Here is a 16,828-nt window from a genome sequence, read left to right as displayed (position 1 = left end):
AAATGCCGGACTAACTTACGGTCATAGTCCTCAAAGACAACACAAGCATACTTCTCAGCATCTTCTGGACCATCCTTTAGGCTCCCCTTTAAAGCCAAGTATCAATGCTGCAAATTCGCTTTTCAGTTCCAAAAATAACCGTTCTACTATTCCGCCCTGTTCCGTGTAAAGACGAAAGCGCAACTTGATGCCCAAGTCTGATGCAATGTGTCTCAAGTGTGCCGTTTTAAACTCTTTAACCCGATCAGTAACGATGTATTCAGGTAGACCACAGACTTCCCACTCCTTTTGGAGTTGATACTCAGCTCCGTAGTGTTTCTGCAAGATAGCGTGGCGGAGTGCTAGAGCAACCTCATAAGATCCAGCAGAGCCAAAGCTGAGGTGGTACCCCATCGCACAGCCTGACCACGTATCTATAACAGCAGTAATCCATACAGAGCCAGCGAGATTGCCCTTTTCATCACCAAGCAAGTTGTCTAACCGAGTGTGGTCAATTTGCCAAACTTGATTGCTTCGGATAACCTCAATATCTTCCTCAAGCCATTTGCCATCTTTCCTGCCGCTCGTAACTTTAACAATGATTCCGGGGCCCTGCCCTGGATTACGAATCTTCTGTTTCCTCTTTTCGATGAGGGGAGCTATGATTTTGTATACAAACATATGAGAAGGGTATTCCCCTCGCTTTAACCCTAATTTCAACTCGGCATGGCTCTTAACTTGATTGTTAACAAGACTTGGGGTCATACCTAATTTGGCTTTAACACCATCGTTATAAGTTTTCAAGATAAACTCTGTCCAATATTGGACAGAAGGCTTCCACCGCTTATTACCCCTAATCCTTCCTGCATCAGACCGAGTAGCCCTAGCGATCGAAGCTAGATCCTCTTTCTCAGCCTTCTCCAGTGCTCGTTCTATCGTTCGGGGGTGCTTCTCCAATCGGTCTGCCCACAACTGAATTCTCTCCTGTTGAAGATCGTCAGGAGCTTGGATAATGTCTTCAATCGCCTCGATCCACCGCATTACCTCTCTTCGCTTATCTAAATCCTCAACATCCTCAATAAGATCGGTCAAAATCCTATGCACGGGTTGCTGATTTTCTTTTACGGAGACGGTCACCTCTGTGGAAGCAGGCGGTTGAGCAGCAGATGCAGTTTCTGGATCTTTCATAAGCTGAACTGATGTATCTTAGGAATTGCTAGAAAAAAGGCGATTGTCAATTTAAAAACTAGACAAATAGCCATTTAATGGACATTTCCCGAACGAAGTGCGCCTTTCAACCCACCCGACTATTTCAACCCGCCCAATTGTGGGAGGGTCGATGCAACCTTCTCCTCTTGCTCAGCCATACATTTAGGTTTGCTACTTTCAACCCGCCCAATCGTGGGAGGGCTGATGCAACCGAGCCTGGCGAGTGCGGTTAACCGCTAAGCTACGCCTTTCAACCCGCCCAATCATGGGAGGGCTGATGCAACTCCCATCCTCAAAGCCTTTGTGCTGACACAGTTTTCTCCTGAACGATTGGCAAGCTCTTATCAAACTTAAATGGATGTCCCTTTTCTTCCTTGGAAGAAAATGCAGCAATTGGAGAGAGCTGTGTAGATTTGAGTTTGAGGGATTGGCGAACCTTTGAGGATTTCTCCCTTGCTTTGGTTTGCCAAAGAAGTAATCGGTGGGACCCTTGCTTGGGCTTTTGGTAGCCGACATACATGTATTTCTGTATCCTTACTACTAGAGGCGAGAACCACTAATAATAAGAATTACCCTTTAATGCTAGGCGCGACCCTGCATTGTGCCTATGGAAATTCACAGGAAGAGCATTCAGCTACCGGGGCGGAAAGCAATAAAACTGACCCCTTCACTTAACACCGTTTAGTAACGGCGCGCTATTGCTTCAAACTATTGCATTGTCCAAGTACAGATCAAAAACATATTCTGAAATCAGGCAAGGCTGTGAGCGGACAAAGCAATTTTGCGGGACTTGTCTACAAGACTTCCCGTTACTGGTTGCCTTCCAACTTTGACTGAAATTCCCTCACTCAAAACACGGCTACGAATAAATTCAGTTAACATTGTATAGCTCCAGCGATGTCCCTCAATCCGAAACTGCTTAGCGTAGTTTTTCTGTTTTTCCCGGTGGTTCGGAAATAATTGCTTAGCTCTAGCTTGAACTGCACTTTCGATGTATTCACTCATACCTTCTAGATCTGGAATAACAACACTACTTGCTTGCCATTTCAAAGCAACTTGAGCAATTCTTGCAGCAATTAATCGCTCTAAATACTGACTAAGGTTAGACTCTGTGTTACTTTCAACGACTTGCCCTTGTTTTTGTTCCTTCTGCCTATAAACCAAGTTGCGCCTTTTCAATTTTCGTAATCGGTTCACTAAACGATATTTCTCCAACTTCAACTGAAGCAAGCTTCGATTGCGTCTTAACTTCTTTACTCGTCGATTAGTCAATAGTTTTCGAATACTGTAATACTCAAGCACTTGTTGAGTTTGCAAATCCACAACAGCCACGCCTATTAACTCTTGACGACAAAGGCTAATACCCAGTGTGATGTTTGCCTCACCTTGATACGGAACCTTACTGGGACGCGGTGGTATATTGTTCAGTTGAATTAAGCTTGTCTCGTAAGCTGAGATCCCTTTGCGTCTCTTAGCTGCCTCGTACTTTAGTTCCTGCCTTTCCTGCTCAGTCAAGTTGTCCGCAGATGCTTGTGCTAGAAGCTCTTGCTCTTTCTTCTTAGTGTTATCAAGTTTTTTCCTTGTCTCAGCAATCTTCCTTAAGCGAACCTTTTCAGTTCCTTCTGCTGTTAATAAATCTGGATCAAATGAGCAGTGAAGATAAAGGCGATGAGTTTTCCAGGGCGGAAGAGATGTGGGTTCTAGAGAGGTATTAATATCTTCTAGATTTGCTTGTTTTGTTGTTTTCTTCTTATGGAGTAACTGCTTATCCTCCTTCCAAATTAATTTTGCTGAGCGGAATGCAAATAATCCCAAGGAGTACTTGTGTTCTTTGTCCAGCTTTTTGTGGGTGTCATAATCTGTAGCGAATAGTCGGAACAATGGTAATTGACGGCGATCGCAATTCACTCTGAAGACAAACTCACCAAATCCCTTGAAACGAACAGATATTCGTTCTTCTGACCGTGTTTTAAGCTTTTTTCGCTTGCGTTTTGAAGGGCGTTTTCTCAACTTTGTACCTTCGCATGATTGCCTAAGCTCAGGATCTTGTTGATTCCCCTCCTTCGTTTCAAATAACCAGTAAAGATCATCTGTACTGCCAAAGCTAAGCGGATACAGCGAAGAGTTTGTTATTTTTGCCGCATTAGCAAGTCGTCCGTCCACCGATTCTTGCCAAGCTAAAAATTCTGACTCAACAATTTTTTGCTCAATCAGGCGCTTTTGAAGCAAGTAGACGGTGTACTGCACGTAAGGCGTTGGTAGCAAAGCATAATGGTAAAAGACATTAAACAGAAATAAAGGTGGATAACAGTTTGGATGTTCTGGAAGTTGAATAGCTTCTTCTAAGAAAATCAGCGCTTGCTCACCTGTCGGGTCACGTCCTTTAGGTAAACGACTTGCTAGTTGTTCTTCTAAACGCTGAATTTCTTCCCTTTTTGTTACTAACCTCTCCTCCAACTTTTCTGGCTTCTCTATCTCCTCATTCACCTCACCCTCATTCTTCAATAGGTGAACAATTGCACGGCGAGAGAGGAAATCCTCTGTCACCTTGTACATGTCATACGTGTCAAACAGAAGGGTGAAAAGCGATGGTTGGCTGTCTGAGCCTTCATCTTCTTGCTGATCTTCCTGCGAGTTATCCTCTAAACTCTCCAAGGATTGGGACTCAGAGTTTTCCTGTTGATATAGTTCCAAGAGAATCTCTTTTGCCCGATTCTGAATCATCTCCGGGCTTAAATCGGTAATTTTGGAAAGTTCAATGTCCTCCTGAACAGATTTCAACCACCGCTTCTTACCATTGCTCTTGCCCAATAATTGCTTCTGTAGCTTCACCCAGCTCTCAACCATCTCTTTTACTATCGACTGAGCTGATATATAGAAGCGGCTAGGGAAACCTTTAAACTGGTTCTCTTGCTTGAGAGCTTTGCACCACTCTACCAGAGCCTTATCCGGCAACCAGCCTTGCTGTTTCCACTCTTCAAACTCAAGTGAGTGACCAACTTGGTCTAATAGGGCATTGATTAGAAGCCCGTGCTTTTCCATCACTTCCCAGAGGAACTTACGAGTTAGTTCATCTGCACAAAGGTAGCAGCATACTGTTTTGTATAACTTGTCAGACTCCTCCTTTTTCCTCAGCTTGTCAGACTTTTGTTTTTCCTTCAGCTTGTCAGACTCCTCCTTTTTCTTCAGCTTGTCAGACTTGTTCTTCTTTCCCGAAGGTTTCGGTTTAGATACAACCATTTCAACCTCGTCATTAAGTGAATGTGGCGGTTTTAGCTGGGTTAAGCGAAGTCACTACTAGTTGATTACTTAAAGTTTTCACGCTTCATGCAGTGTCTGACAAAAATTACTTTTGGGCAAAACGACAACTAGAACAGATGCTCAAACCCTTGCTACAAGCTCCGATCGCTTCTACGTATAATTGACGCGGAGGCAAAAAGTAATTGTCGTCAGACACCTAGTGTTAAATCCCCAAAACTTTAAAACACAAAGTTTCAAAACAATACAAATAAATTTCTGTCTTAAAGCACTACCTTCAGAGTCAATGTAGATCAGGGATTGAGTGCAGAAGTAGAACTATGACTACTAGCAGGCATAGTTTTCACCTACTAATTTCAATGAATGTTTTGATTTTGCAAGTTTAAAAGCTTACAAAATCACTCTTTTCCATTTACATCAGGAAGTCGAAATATATAGTCAGATTACTTCTCCTTCTTTTGAAGTCGCTATTCCTATGCCACTTAATGCTGACTACACCAACCCAGGTAGTTAAAGCCTTTAGTCGCACTGAAAGAATCCGAACTCGAATGCGATCAACTATAGGCCCTCTAATGTAATTTTGCAACCCACTTTTTCAAATTATTTTTGAAGCATTTGTGCTTTTTTGAGGCTGAGGCTATTATAAACAGCAAGCATAAACTCCATAAAATAAAGCTTTCAAAGGTTTAACTCTACATCTTTAATCCTTAAAAGAGATCAGCTAGCTATTAGATAAAAGAATTTTCAGTTAATTCTGATCAATGTAAAAAGACTCGTGGCTTCTACTTTGGACTGGAGTAAATCTGTTAAATCCTGTCTACATAAGGTTTAGTTATAAAAAATCAAATAATGAATAGGAAGTCTTGTGGCTTGCAATAAAGATAGCTAAGACAAAAGCTTTTCTGAAGTAGGTTTAGTTTTAGCAGCAGATGCTACTGGTGAATTCAGTACGAGCAGAATTACAAGCGTATAGCAAACGTTGTATCACTTGACTTTCGTTTCGTTACTCATCAACCCTTGTAATATGATCGTCAGGGCAGTTGTAATATCTTCACCAACAGCATCGTTACTAGAACTAAGCCAGTAAGCCTGGTAGCTAATTTGATAGATGGTGACGGATATGAGTGTGAGTTGCCCGAAATGGAGGGGAGGATTACAGCTATTAGAGGAGGCAGGATAGAAATCACATGGCTTTCTCCGCTCTCGGCTAATAGTTGAGCAACATCGATTTCTCCTAAGCTCAATTACCTTATGCCCTTTCTTAGTACAGCCCCATAATCCATCTTGTTTCTTGCCGCCAACCTCAAGGACACAGGGCGTTTACGGCTCGACTAGGAGCTGCGCGACATTGGTGAAGGGTTACAACGCGCTCAGAAGCGAGACCAATTCAATTTAGAGCAGCGGTTGGCAGTACGTCCTCGCGGTATTCAACGTGCAGACGCAAAAATATCAGGTTTCTGGGTGGGAGTTTCCTACTCAGAAGTTTGATTGGCGTGGGGTGGTTAAGGAACATGTGGTACTGTTGCCGCTGAGTGTGAAGCAATGTCGAGGGCTACGGTTGGAGGGGCGGCTGTCTATGCAGACGGCAGCATTCGCGTTCCAGCAAGTCGGTGAATGCTAAGTTCAAGGCACAGTTGCGGAAAGCGATCGCGATTCTCAGCAGCTCGGCTCCAGCGCGAAAAGTCCCGAGTTTTCACGAATGTCGCTTTTGGGACATCTCAGGTCAGTACTGCTCAGAGCATATTAGTGGTCAGGTTAGAGCAACCTCAGTCAGAGCATGAGCTATTCTAAACTGCAATCTCAGTAGATGAAGCTAGCTCTGCTCAATGGTTGCGGACTGAGGATCTAACAGTATCAGAATCAATGCAATACTGACCCTCTCATCGAGGATCTTGAACGCTGAAAAGCAGCTAATCCTAGTTCAGGTGTCTTGTAAACGCTACCGCGGCCGTAAGGGCCTTTGAAAAGGAAAGCGCTTTGGTGGGGCTTGCTCCACTTGCTCCACTGGCGCTGATACTGGTTCTAGGATGAAGTAACCCTCAACGACAGAGCTTTGAGGAAGGGCTACCATTTTTTGCTCAAACTTAGAGGGAGTCAAGTTCTGGGCAACCAATAGGTCGTATTGGGCAACATATCCCTCGAACACATTACTCCGAGCAATTAGCTTTCGTAACGCTGGCATTACCATCGTTTGTTCTTTCTCTAAGCCAATGCCGATATTTTTGTTTAACCCAGAGCCACCATTCATCATTGGGAGCCAGCTTTTCGCATACCAGGCTTCATCTAGTTTGCGCCGCAGGTCATCGACCCACACATAGCCTTTCACTTCTTCATTGGCAAAATCCAACCATTCCACAAACTCAGAGACGGAAACAGAGTTAACAAAATCACTGGCTAGAAATCGTTCTGGGTACTCACCGACTAAAATTTCTTTGGCAATCCTCCGCCCCTGAGTTTGCCAGATGCCATTTGCTTCTTGAATTTCATGCTGGGCAACATCCAACATACCTAATTCAGCAGTACAACGAATTTGAGCGAGGGCTGTCAAGACAAAATATTCCTCATACGCCATCGCAGGTTCGATTGTTGTAGCACTCGAAAGTAGTTCACGATAACGCATATTGATTTCGGTCAGTGTTTGCCGAGCGTTGTGCAAAATGGTGTGGCGATGCTCGACGGGTGTTTTATCTAGCTTAAGTAAGGAATCGAGTGCGGCAAAGAGCTTGCCGCGTTCGCTGCTGGCTAAGAACTGTTGAATCGCTTGAACGTCTTTTTGGATATCCTTGAGCTTGCTATCAATCGCGTTGAGCTTATTGTTAATGGCAACAAAGCCAACACAACTGATTACAAGTCCTAAACCCGATAAAGCAGCAGCACCTGTAGCAAACTGAAGAACCTGATGCGTACTTTGTGAGAGTGATCCTACCTGGCTGGAGAGTTGTGTAAGTTGCACGGTATTACTTTTCACCACGTCTTTCAACTCAGACATTTGCAGGCTGTTGACGATGCCTGGGATAAAGTTGAGTCCTGGGACAAAGTTAAGCAACTGCGCCCCTGCTGGAACTAAGTGCCGCACAATCTGCCCTGCGTTTTCTGTGCCTGCCGCCCAACGAATTACTCCGCCGTAGAGCTTATACTGTCCGCTCAATAGACCTATGATTACGTCGGAAGGAATTGCGCGTGTTAACTCCCAGCCTGGGAATACCATGTATTTTTCCTCAACTCATGTTTAATAGTGAACATCCCTTAAGATTGCTCACAGTTATTAGTGTTCCTTGGCGGTTACAACTTCTAACTTGTAAAAAGCTGAACTGTTGGAAGAAACTGAATTGTAAACAGTTGTATAAACACCAACGTCAGTAGGGATAAAAATCTCGATTGCTCAAGAACCATCTTTATTAATCGCCGACTGTTCAGTCTGCCCAATCTTTACAAAAAGTTTCAGCTTAATGAATGATGGCTTGGGTTGCCTTCTCCTGTTTACAGGTGGATAATCGTATTTCCGGAGCAATCATTTGACAGTACGGAGTTTGGCTCTCACGGTTTCCTGCTTTGTTCAATCAATAGTGACGTTACAGCGAATGGCTTCCACTAGCTCACAGGTAATTGTTCCCAACGTTTCGTCCCCCAACAGTTAAGCAGCTAGGTCAATTACTGCAAAAGGTCGAACTATGGTTAGAGCCAGTCTTCAAATCCGTTAGCCAAACCGTCACTAACCTACTTACCGTGTTGGCGCAGCAGGGCAATCCGGCTGCGATCGCTGCTTTGGAGAGGGCTAACGATTTAGACGGGGATGTTGAGTTTGTTGAGAATGATGGTGCTGGGTCAGTCAAGGTTGTGCTGGATACGGCAGAAGGAAACCATCTGATTACTCAACATGGGCAAGTTTCTTGCCTAAGACTGACTAGGACAGAGAGAGTGACGCTTAAGCCAATCGACACAGGCAGTTCAAGAGCGTTTGCTTTAGGCGGATAGCAGATGATTCCTAATACTGGAAACTATCAGTCTTAGCAGCTTGGAAAGGCAAGACCGATGTTTGAGTGGTGTATAGGGCGATCGACTGATTATTAAAGGATATTAAAGATGATGCAGTCATGCAGTAACCGAGGCTAGATTCTGGGAAAACTGAATCGGGTTACGCAAAATGCCATTGAAGCAAAGTAATCACTTTTCGCACTGCCAAAGCTTTAGCAGCTTTGGCATGAGGGTTGGCACAATACTAGGGCGGCTTGGCAAGTAAAAGCTAGCACACCGTCTAATTCGGACGATCAACACAAGTTACAGCAAGGTTGTCAACAGTCGTGACAGCAAACTACTGGTGTAAAAAGTCTTGATCGTGCATAAGCCAATTCATTTATCTCATGTAGGGGCTTTTTGTATGGATGAGTTCGTTAGAAAAGCTGCCGGAATCGGTCTGCCAGCAATCATTCTGCTAGTCGCAATGGCTACAACGGGGCTAACAGGGGCTGCTGCAATTACCGCAGCTTTGGCAATGCTAGGACCAGGTGGAATGTTTTTGGGCGTTGTATTACTTGGAATTGTTGGGTTAGCAGCCGATATGCTCGCAAAGTACGGTCTTGAAGCCTTACTAATTGCTATTTATCGGGAGCGGATACGCAAAGGGGAAGCTAGATCCAGATTGTGTGGTGAGATTGGTGGATTGCCTATTTCTGGGGACTTGAGACGTACCTTACGAGACGCGATTAGCTGCTAGCTCGGTCTAAGTAGAAGACTATTATTTTTCCCACCACAATTTGTGTACAAATTTAAAGAATTGCAGTAATGCAGTAAGTGAGGTTAGATTTAGGGAAATTTTAGAACAAATGTACTCCTGAAGCCGCATAATCAGTTGTCATGAAGCCTAAATTTGCTGCTCATACTCCTCCAAGAGACTCTGATACATGGCATGGATTAAAGCAACACCTTCAGAAGGTAGCGACTAGAGCAAAGCAATTTGCGGAAAAGCTTGATGCAGGTGAGTTAGGTTACTATGCTGGACTTTGGCATGATTTGGGCAAATACAACTTCAATTTTCAGAAATACTTAGAGCAATGCAAAGCAGCATCCCAATCAGAAGATGCAGAGCCTCGCGATCGAGTTCCTCATGCGATTTATGGGGCAAAACTAGCGGCTGAGAGATTTGAACCATTAGCACCACTGATCTTCGGACATCATGCAGGCTTACAAAGCTACGGGAAATTGGGCGATCGTCTCAAGGAAGTGGATGCTACTACTTACCAAAGTGTTTTACAAAATGCAGCATTAGATGCATTAGACCTCAATATTTCGTCCAGTGCGGCACAGCAGTTGATGGGGTTATTTCAAGACAAATCAGGGTATGAACTGCTGCTACGGTTATTGTTCTCCTGTTTGGTCGATGCTGACTATCTCGATACCGAAACCCACTTCGATCCAGAAATGGCGGCTCAGCGTGGCTCTCGAACAACGGTAAAAAAACTTTGGGAGAGTTTACAAGTCGCTCAAGATCAATTGCTGGCTCAAGCTGCTGACACTCCGGTTAACCAGGTGCGATCGCAAGTCTACCAGGCTTGTACTGAGGCAGCTTCATTACCTCCTGGTGTGTTTCGTCTAGCCGTGCCCACTGGAGGAGGCAAAACCCGCAGTGGTTTAGCGTTTGCCCTAGCTCATGCGGTGCAATATGGTTTAGATCGGGTGATTGTAGCCGTTCCCTACACCAGCATCATTGAACAAACTGTGGAGGTTTATCGCAGCATTTTTGGACTAGATGCTGTCTTAGAACATCACAGTGCCGTCAAACCCGACGAGGGAAACGAAGAAGATGCCCGATCACGCCAGGCTCAGGCAAGATTGGCAACCCAAAATTGGGATGTTCCCCTCATTGTCACAACCACAGTCCAACTGTTCGAGAGTCTATTTGCGAATCGTACAAGTCGTTGTCGTAAGCTCCACAACATCGTCAAAAGCGTCATCATCCTGGATGAAGTTCAAACCCTTCCGGCTAAGCTATTAAAGCCGATTCTGAGTGTCTTAAAAGAACTCTGTCGGCAATATCAAGTAAGTGTCGTGCTATGCACCGCAACCCAACCCGCATTGGAAGGGGAAACACCATATTTAGAAGGGTTCACGGCTGGAACTGTAAGGGACATCATCCCTAAAGCAACCGCAATCCAACATTTCACAGCACTGAACCGCGTGAGCTATACCGTACCGATAGAAGCATGGAGTTGGTTAGACGTAGCGCAAAGCATCCAACAGCAGGATCAAGCCCTGGTAATTCTGAATACACGCAAAGACGCACTGGCGATTTTAGATGCACTGCCGAATGCAAACGAAGACTACATCTTCCACCTCTCAACACTGCTGTGTGGTCAACATCGACGACAAGTATTACAGCAGGTACGCGATCGCCTTACCACTCATGAACCCTGCATTCTTGTCTCTACACAGGTTGTAGAAGCAGGAGTTGATCTCGATTTTCCAATTGTCTATCGAGCAATCGGACCACTCGACCGAATTGTGCAAGCCGCAGGACGCTGTAACCGAGAAGGACGTAGACCCCAAAAAGGGCAAGTCATTATCTTTAACCCTCAAGAGGGCAAAATGCCTCCTGGTGAATATCGCAAGGCGTTTGAAGAAACGGCAATATTGCTGAGTCGTGAAAACTTAGATTGGGATGACCCAAGCATTTTTGAAACCTATTTCCGTAGGGTTTATCTAGGCTTAGATACAGACGCGAATAAGGTGCAGAACTATCGAGAGGTATTCGATTTTCCCGAAGTTGCAGCCCGCTTCAAGCTCATTCCAGACGACACCACACCTGTTGTGATTGAGTATAACGATCGTGCCTCAGAAATCATTCACCGCATTCAGCGGTACGGATTGCGTTCAGGAGACTTAAAGGCACTGCAACCCTACCTCATCAACCTACGTAACCGCGAATTTCAAGAAACTGAAGAACTACGAGAAGCGATCGCTCCCGGTCTTTGGCTCTGGCAAGGCAACTACGACAGCCAAAAGGGAATTGCTATTGGAGACATGGCGATCGTGCGTGATCCAGCCGATTTGATTTTTTGAAGAGGAAAAAGGATGAGTCCACCTTTGATAGTTAAAGTCTGGGCTGACTATGCCTGCTTCACACGCCCTGAATTCGGTGCAGAGCGAGTTAGTTATCCCGTCATGACCGCAAGTGCAGCACGAGGAGTATTAGAGGCGATTTTCTGGAAACCAGAGTTTCGCTGGCTCATACGAGAAATTCAGGTGTTAAAGCCTATCCAACATTTCTCCATCGTCCGCAACGAGATGAACAGTTGGCAGAGTGCCAGTTCTGCCAAGAGTGCAGACTATCACTACTTTGCTGACGACGATCGTGCCCAACGTCACACATTAGGACTACGCGATGTAGCGTACATCATCAAAGCCGACATCGAACTCAAAGCCCATGCTGATGCGAATGATGCAAAATATCGTGATCAGTTTCGACGACGGGTGAAAAAAGGGCAATGCCACCATCAGCCCTACTTGGGAACTCGTGAATTTAGTGCCTTTTTCGATGAACCCAGTCCAGAAGATCATCCCATCGCCCATAGCGATGAATTGGGGTTAATGCTGCTAGATATGGAATTTACTCCCACAACTGAATCACCGACTTTAGAATATTTTACTCACGACAGCAGCGGAGCAAAAGTCACCAGGGGCAAAGCTCAGCCTCGATTTTTTCGAGCCAGGTTAGAAGACGGCATATTGAGGATTCCAACATGATTCTGACGAAATTGAAAGAGTATGCCGATAACCGGATGAAAGACGATTTGCCACCTCCCATGTATGGCAAAACCAACGTCGCCTGGTTCATTAGTTTATCGCCAGAAGGCAATTATGAGGGGCTTGTTCCTCTGAAAACAAAGGAAGCAAAACGCGGTATTGCGGTAGTTACTCCACACATTGGTCGTACAGTTGGTGTTAAACCAAAGCTTCTAGCTGATACAGGTGAGTATGTGTTGGGGGTTGGACGACCAACTTCCAAGCCTGAAAGAGTTGCAGATTGTCATGAACAATTCAAGCAACTAATTCAAGCGTGTGCTAAAGCAACCGAAGAGCCTACAGTTAAAGCGATTGTTAGGTTTCTTACGACATCCGAATTTGACAAAGCCAAAGTCGATTTACCCAAAGATTTTGATCCGGGTGATGTAGTGACATTTAGAGTCGGAGACGTGGTCCCCGCTGATACAGGCTATAAGCTCCAAGCTGTAGAAGCATTCTGGGCAAGTTACACATCAGGAGAAAGTGAGGAAGAAAATAACAGTAATCCAGTTATGACCTGTTTAATCACAGGTGAGGAGGGCATTGTTGAGAAGCGCCTTCCTTTCCTAGTTAAAGGACTAATCGGTGGGCAACCATCAGGAACGGCGTTGGTGTCTGCCAATTCTCCACCATTTATGTCTTACGGGTTGCAGAATTCCTTAACATCACCTGTTTCTCGTGATGCCGCAGAACGATTTACTAAAGCATTGAACTCGTTAATCGCTGATGAGCAATCGCGTCTCTACATTGGCTCAACGGTTTACACCTTCTGGACAAGGGAGGAAACCGGATTCAACCCATTAGCTCTTCTAAATCAGCCCAAGTTAGAAGAAGTAGAAAATCTACTGAAATCTCCTTTTACAGCCCAACAAGCATCCAGTTTAGACGAGTCAAAGGTCAATCAATTCTATGCCCTAGCACTAACTGCCAACAATGCACGGGCAGTAGTCCGCGATTGGCTTGAAACAACGATTTCTAACGTCCAGACAAATTTACAGCAATGGTTTCAGCACCAGCAAATCGTTGACCCTTATGGAGCAGCACCCCGTTTCTTCAGCGTTTACGCTTTGGCGGCAAGTGTCTATCGTGATGCTTCCAAAGAAATGCAGCCAACTGCCCCCACAACTTTGATTCGCAATGCCCTACACGGCGATCGCATTCCTGAAGAATTGCTGATCAAATTAGTACGGCGCAATCGCACTGAGCAGGAAGTCACCTACCCTCGTACCGTTCTGTTGAAACTCATTTTTTCGAGTCACCCAACCCGTAAGGACATGATGACCAACATGGAACAGTTAAACCCAAACCCAAACCTAGAAGGCAATGATCTCGCAGCCTATTCCTGTGGTCGATTGTTAGCAGTACTAGAGTCTATTCAGCGATCAGCAATTGGTTCTGTCAACGCATCACTTACGGATCGCTACTACGGCACAGCATCAAGTACCCCTGCGGTTGCCTTTCCTCCCCTACTACGAGGGGCAAGAGCACATTTTTCTAAGTTACGAAAAACGATGCCAGGGACTTGCAGAGCCTTAGAAGAAAGAGTCGAAGAAATTATGGCTCCCGATCGCCTACCAACTTTTCCAAAAACGTTGAATCTACAGCAGCAAGGGCTGTTCGGCTTAGGCTACTACCACCAACGAGCCAACGACCGCGCCACTGCCAAAGCCAAAGCTGAGGCAAACAAAGCAGCTCAAGTCTCTGCCTCAGCTTAAGCAGTTATTCAAATTATTCTTCCTAGACCATCAATTGAACACTTCTGACATTCGTCCATAAAGAACTTTACATGACTAAACACCTCGATCCCAACATTCGCCACGATTTTGTTCTGCTATTTGACGTGGTTGATGGCAACCCTAATGGCGACCCTGATGGGGGCAATATGCCTCGCACTGATGTGGAAACTTCTCAAGGATTGGTGACGGATGTGGCGCTTAAACGTAAAATTCGCAACTACATCGCTACCTATGCAGATTATGAAGCAGCGAGTGATGAAGAAGCGGCAAGGCTGAAAATCTTTGTCGAACATCGCGGGGTGTTGAATGATCAAATTCGTCGAGCATATATCGCTGAAAAAATTCCAGTCGGTACATCTGCCAAAGCTGTTGTTGAAGATAACAAGGTTTTAGTACCGCTACGGGAGTTAAAGCCCTATCTTCCCACTGCATTTGTCTTTGTTGATAACGATGAGGAATCGGGCGAAGTAGATGCAACCTTAGAGTACAGCGGCGAGTTGTCTGAGGATGAGTTGAAGGAATTCTATGAGTTTGATGTAGTAGCAGAATCGTTCAAACAGAACAAGGCGTTTAGCAAATTTATCAAAGATTTAGTGAAGAAGGCGGGCAAGCCAGAGAAAAATCGCCTCAATGCTGAAAAAGCTCAAAAGTGGATGTGCCAAAACTTCTACGATGTACGGATGTTTGGTGCTGTCATGAGTACGGGTCTAAATGCAGGTCAAGTGCGTGGGGCAATGCAACTCACCTTTGCGCGATCGATTGACCCTGTTCAACCGCAAGATTTAGCTATTACCCGTGTTGCTGTCACCGATGCCAAAGATCGGGAGAAACTACAGACTATTGGGCGCAAAACCATGATTCCCTATGGTTTGTTTCGTGGGCATGGCTTCTACTCCCCCCACCTGGCATCTCAAACAGGAGTTAATAAAAAAGATTTAGAACTATTTTGGGAAAGCCTTGTCAAAATGTGGGAGTTTGATCGCTCTGCCAGTCGTGGCATGATGGCTCCTCGCGGATTGTATGTCTTCTCCCACGACAACAAACTTGGTTGCGCCCCAGCTCACAAACTCTTTGAGCGCATCCAAATCCCAAAACTTCAAGATCAAGGCATTGTTCCCCGGCAATTTACAGACTACAGCGTTCAGGTAGATGATCAAAACTTACCTAATGGTGTCACCCTCACCCGATTAATTGAGGGTTAACCCTATGGAACTCGATGACTATGTTCTCATCAGTGCCCTCCAGCATTACGCTTATTGCCCTCGTCAATGTGCGCTAATCCACGTCGAGCAAACCTTTGACGAAAATCTCTACACGCTGCGAGGGCATAGGGTTCACGAAACTGTCAATATTCCTGAGTACGAATTGATTGAGGGGGTTAGGGTTGAACGTGCCCTACCCCTCTGGTCACACCAATTAGGGTTAACAGGCATTGCGGATGTGGTGGAGTTCTACACCGATGGCACTCCTTATCCCGTTGAATACAAATCAGGACCGCGCAAACCCCGTGAAGCGGATGAACTTCAACTATGTGCCCAGGCAATTTGTCTAGAAGAAATGACAGGTCGCCCAGTGCCTATTGGGGCTATATTTCACCACGCTTCCAGGCGACGGCGCGAAGTGCAATTCAACGATGATTTGCGATCGCTTGTCATTGAAACCACACAGAAAGTTCGCAGCCTAGTAACAACTACTCAACTACCTCTACCTGTTGCAGATGAACGCTGCCCAGATTGTTCCCTCATCGAAACTTGTATGCCCTACGCTGTCACAGCGTTTACCCGTGTAAGCCAATCCAATGGATTGTTTCTTGTAGAGGGTGATGCATGAAACAACTCCTTAATACCCTCTACGTTCAAACTCAAGGCACCTATGTTCATCTTGATCACGATACGCTCAGACTCGAAGTCGAACGCAGCACTAAATTTCAGATGCCCCTACACCATCTGGGAAGCATTGTCGTTTTTGGTAATGTCCTGATCAGTCCATTTTTGATTCATCGCTGTGCGGATGATGGACGCGATCTCGTTTGGCTTTCAGAACATGGACGATTTAGAGCAAGGCTATCGGGTTCAACGACTGGCAATGTGCTACTACGGCGATCCCAACACACAGCACTCGATAACACTGATTCCACTCTGCTCATTGCCCGTCATGTTGTGGCAGGTAAGCTACAAAATGCTCGCAGTGTTCTAATGCGAGCGGCGCGAGAAGCAAATGATGAGAGCGATCGCATTGCCTTATCTAGGGCGGCTAAAGTTCACGCTGATGCTATTCAAAGTACAGAGAAGGCGGAAGACCTCGACAAGCTACGGGGCATTGAGGGCTATGCGGCTAAATCCTACTTTGCTGCATTTACTCAAATGGTTCGTACCAATCGTATAGCCTTTACGTTTACAGAGCGATCGCGCCGCCCACCTCGTGATCCTATTAATGCATTACTCTCATTTGTTTATACATTGCTTGTAGGAGAGTGTATCGCCGCCTGTGAAGGAGTTGGACTTGATCCACAGATAGGTTTTCTTCATGCCCTTCGGCCCGGTAGACCAGCTCTAGCACTCGATTTGATGGAGGAACTTCGGAGTCCACTAGCTGACCGATTAATCCTGACTTTGATTAATCGAGGACAAATCAAGCCTGATGACTTTATTGAAAGACCGGGTGGAGCAATCCACCTTACTGAGGATGCTCGGAAGACGCTGCTTACTGCCTATCAGAAACGCAAGCAGGAAGAAGTTTCGCATCCCCTTGTAGGTTCTAAAACTCCGCTAGGGCTGGTAGCGCACATTCAAGCCCGCCTTTTAGCACGGCACTTGCGAGGCGATCTGCCAGCCTATCAACCATTCATTCAACGCTAACCTCTCATT

Annotated in this window: 12 protein-coding genes and 1 pseudogene; 10 read left to right on the top strand and 3 right to left on the bottom strand. The window is 45.4% G+C overall.

The features are described from left to right. Window positions 1-54: 54 nt before the first annotated feature. Window positions 55-1,167: a DDE-type integrase/transposase/recombinase gene (locus tag H6G00_RS17935; RefSeq protein WP_199318568.1), complete on the bottom strand. Its 1,113-nt coding sequence runs from the start codon at window positions 1,165-1,167 to the stop codon at window positions 55-57. A gap of 771 nt (window positions 1,168-1,938) precedes the next feature. Continuing rightward, entirely contained in the window at window positions 1,939-4,428 is a 2,490-nt protein-coding gene (gene cas12k / locus H6G00_RS17930; RefSeq protein ID WP_190797797.1) for a type V CRISPR-associated protein Cas12k, read from the bottom strand. A 1,299-nt stretch (window positions 4,429-5,727) separates the two neighbouring features. On the opposite strand from cas12k, the pseudogene H6G00_RS36710 reads away from it, so the two are divergent. Continuing rightward, window positions 5,728-5,883 (top strand): annotated as a pseudogene (locus H6G00_RS36710) (TIR domain-containing protein); the annotation flags it as partial. Beyond that, the gene (locus H6G00_RS17925; RefSeq protein WP_190797796.1) at window positions 5,879-6,067 is read left to right on the top strand and encodes a hypothetical protein; all 189 of its coding nucleotides are present in this window, start codon (window positions 5,879-5,881) and stop codon (window positions 6,065-6,067) included. The pseudogene H6G00_RS36710 and the gene H6G00_RS17925, both read left to right, overlap by 5 nt. A 318-nt stretch (window positions 6,068-6,385) precedes the next feature. Here H6G00_RS17925 and H6G00_RS17920 read toward each other — a convergent pair whose 3' ends face one another. Next, on the bottom strand, window positions 6,386-7,654 hold the full coding sequence (locus H6G00_RS17920; RefSeq protein WP_190797795.1) for a hypothetical protein: 1,269 nt from the start codon (window positions 7,652-7,654) through the stop codon (window positions 6,386-6,388). 398 nt (window positions 7,655-8,052) lie between these two features. On the opposite strand from H6G00_RS17920, the gene H6G00_RS17915 reads away from it, so the two are divergent. From H6G00_RS17915 to cas1c, 8 genes are all read left to right on the top strand, one after another. Continuing rightward, window positions 8,053-8,421, top strand: a complete 369-nt coding sequence (locus H6G00_RS17915) for a hypothetical protein (RefSeq protein WP_190797794.1) — start codon at window positions 8,053-8,055, stop codon at window positions 8,419-8,421. A gap of 403 nt (window positions 8,422-8,824) precedes the next feature. Further along, on the top strand, window positions 8,825-9,160 hold the full coding sequence (locus tag H6G00_RS17910; protein ID WP_190797793.1) for a hypothetical protein: 336 nt from the start codon (window positions 8,825-8,827) through the stop codon (window positions 9,158-9,160). A gap of 140 nt (window positions 9,161-9,300) precedes the next feature. Continuing rightward, window positions 9,301-11,502 (top strand): CRISPR-associated helicase Cas3', encoded by a 2,202-nt coding sequence (cas3, locus tag H6G00_RS17905; protein ID WP_190797792.1) that lies wholly within the window; start codon window positions 9,301-9,303, stop codon window positions 11,500-11,502. A gap of 12 nt (window positions 11,503-11,514) precedes the next feature. After that, complete coding sequence (cas5c, locus tag H6G00_RS17900; protein WP_190797791.1) at window positions 11,515-12,186, top strand: type I-C CRISPR-associated protein Cas5c; 672 nt, start codon at window positions 11,515-11,517, stop codon at window positions 12,184-12,186. Next, window positions 12,183-13,940 (top strand): type I-C CRISPR-associated protein Cas8c/Csd1, encoded by a 1,758-nt coding sequence (gene cas8c, locus H6G00_RS17895; RefSeq protein ID WP_190797790.1) that lies wholly within the window; start codon window positions 12,183-12,185, stop codon window positions 13,938-13,940. The genes cas5c and cas8c overlap by 4 nt, the downstream gene beginning before the upstream one ends. A gap of 71 nt (window positions 13,941-14,011) precedes the next feature. Continuing rightward, on the top strand, window positions 14,012-15,163 hold the full coding sequence (cas7c, locus tag H6G00_RS17890) for a type I-C CRISPR-associated protein Cas7/Csd2 (RefSeq protein WP_190797789.1): 1,152 nt from the start codon (window positions 14,012-14,014) through the stop codon (window positions 15,161-15,163). Between the two features lie 4 nt (window positions 15,164-15,167). After that, a complete protein-coding gene (gene cas4 / locus H6G00_RS17885) occupies window positions 15,168-15,791 on the top strand; it encodes a CRISPR-associated protein Cas4 (RefSeq protein WP_190797788.1) in 624 nt (207 codons plus the stop codon). Further along, window positions 15,788-16,819, top strand: coding sequence for a type I-C CRISPR-associated endonuclease Cas1c (gene cas1c / locus H6G00_RS17880; RefSeq protein WP_190797787.1), 1,032 nt, complete (start codon window positions 15,788-15,790; stop codon window positions 16,817-16,819). The genes cas4 and cas1c overlap by 4 nt, the downstream gene beginning before the upstream one ends. Window positions 16,820-16,828 lie beyond the last annotated feature (9 nt).

It is taken from the genome of Leptolyngbya sp. FACHB-541 (assembly GCF_014695875.1).
Taxonomy (GTDB): Bacteria; Cyanobacteriota; Cyanobacteriia; order Elainellales; family Elainellaceae; genus JAAUTN01.
This window is presented reverse-complemented; position numbering and strand designations above follow the sequence as displayed.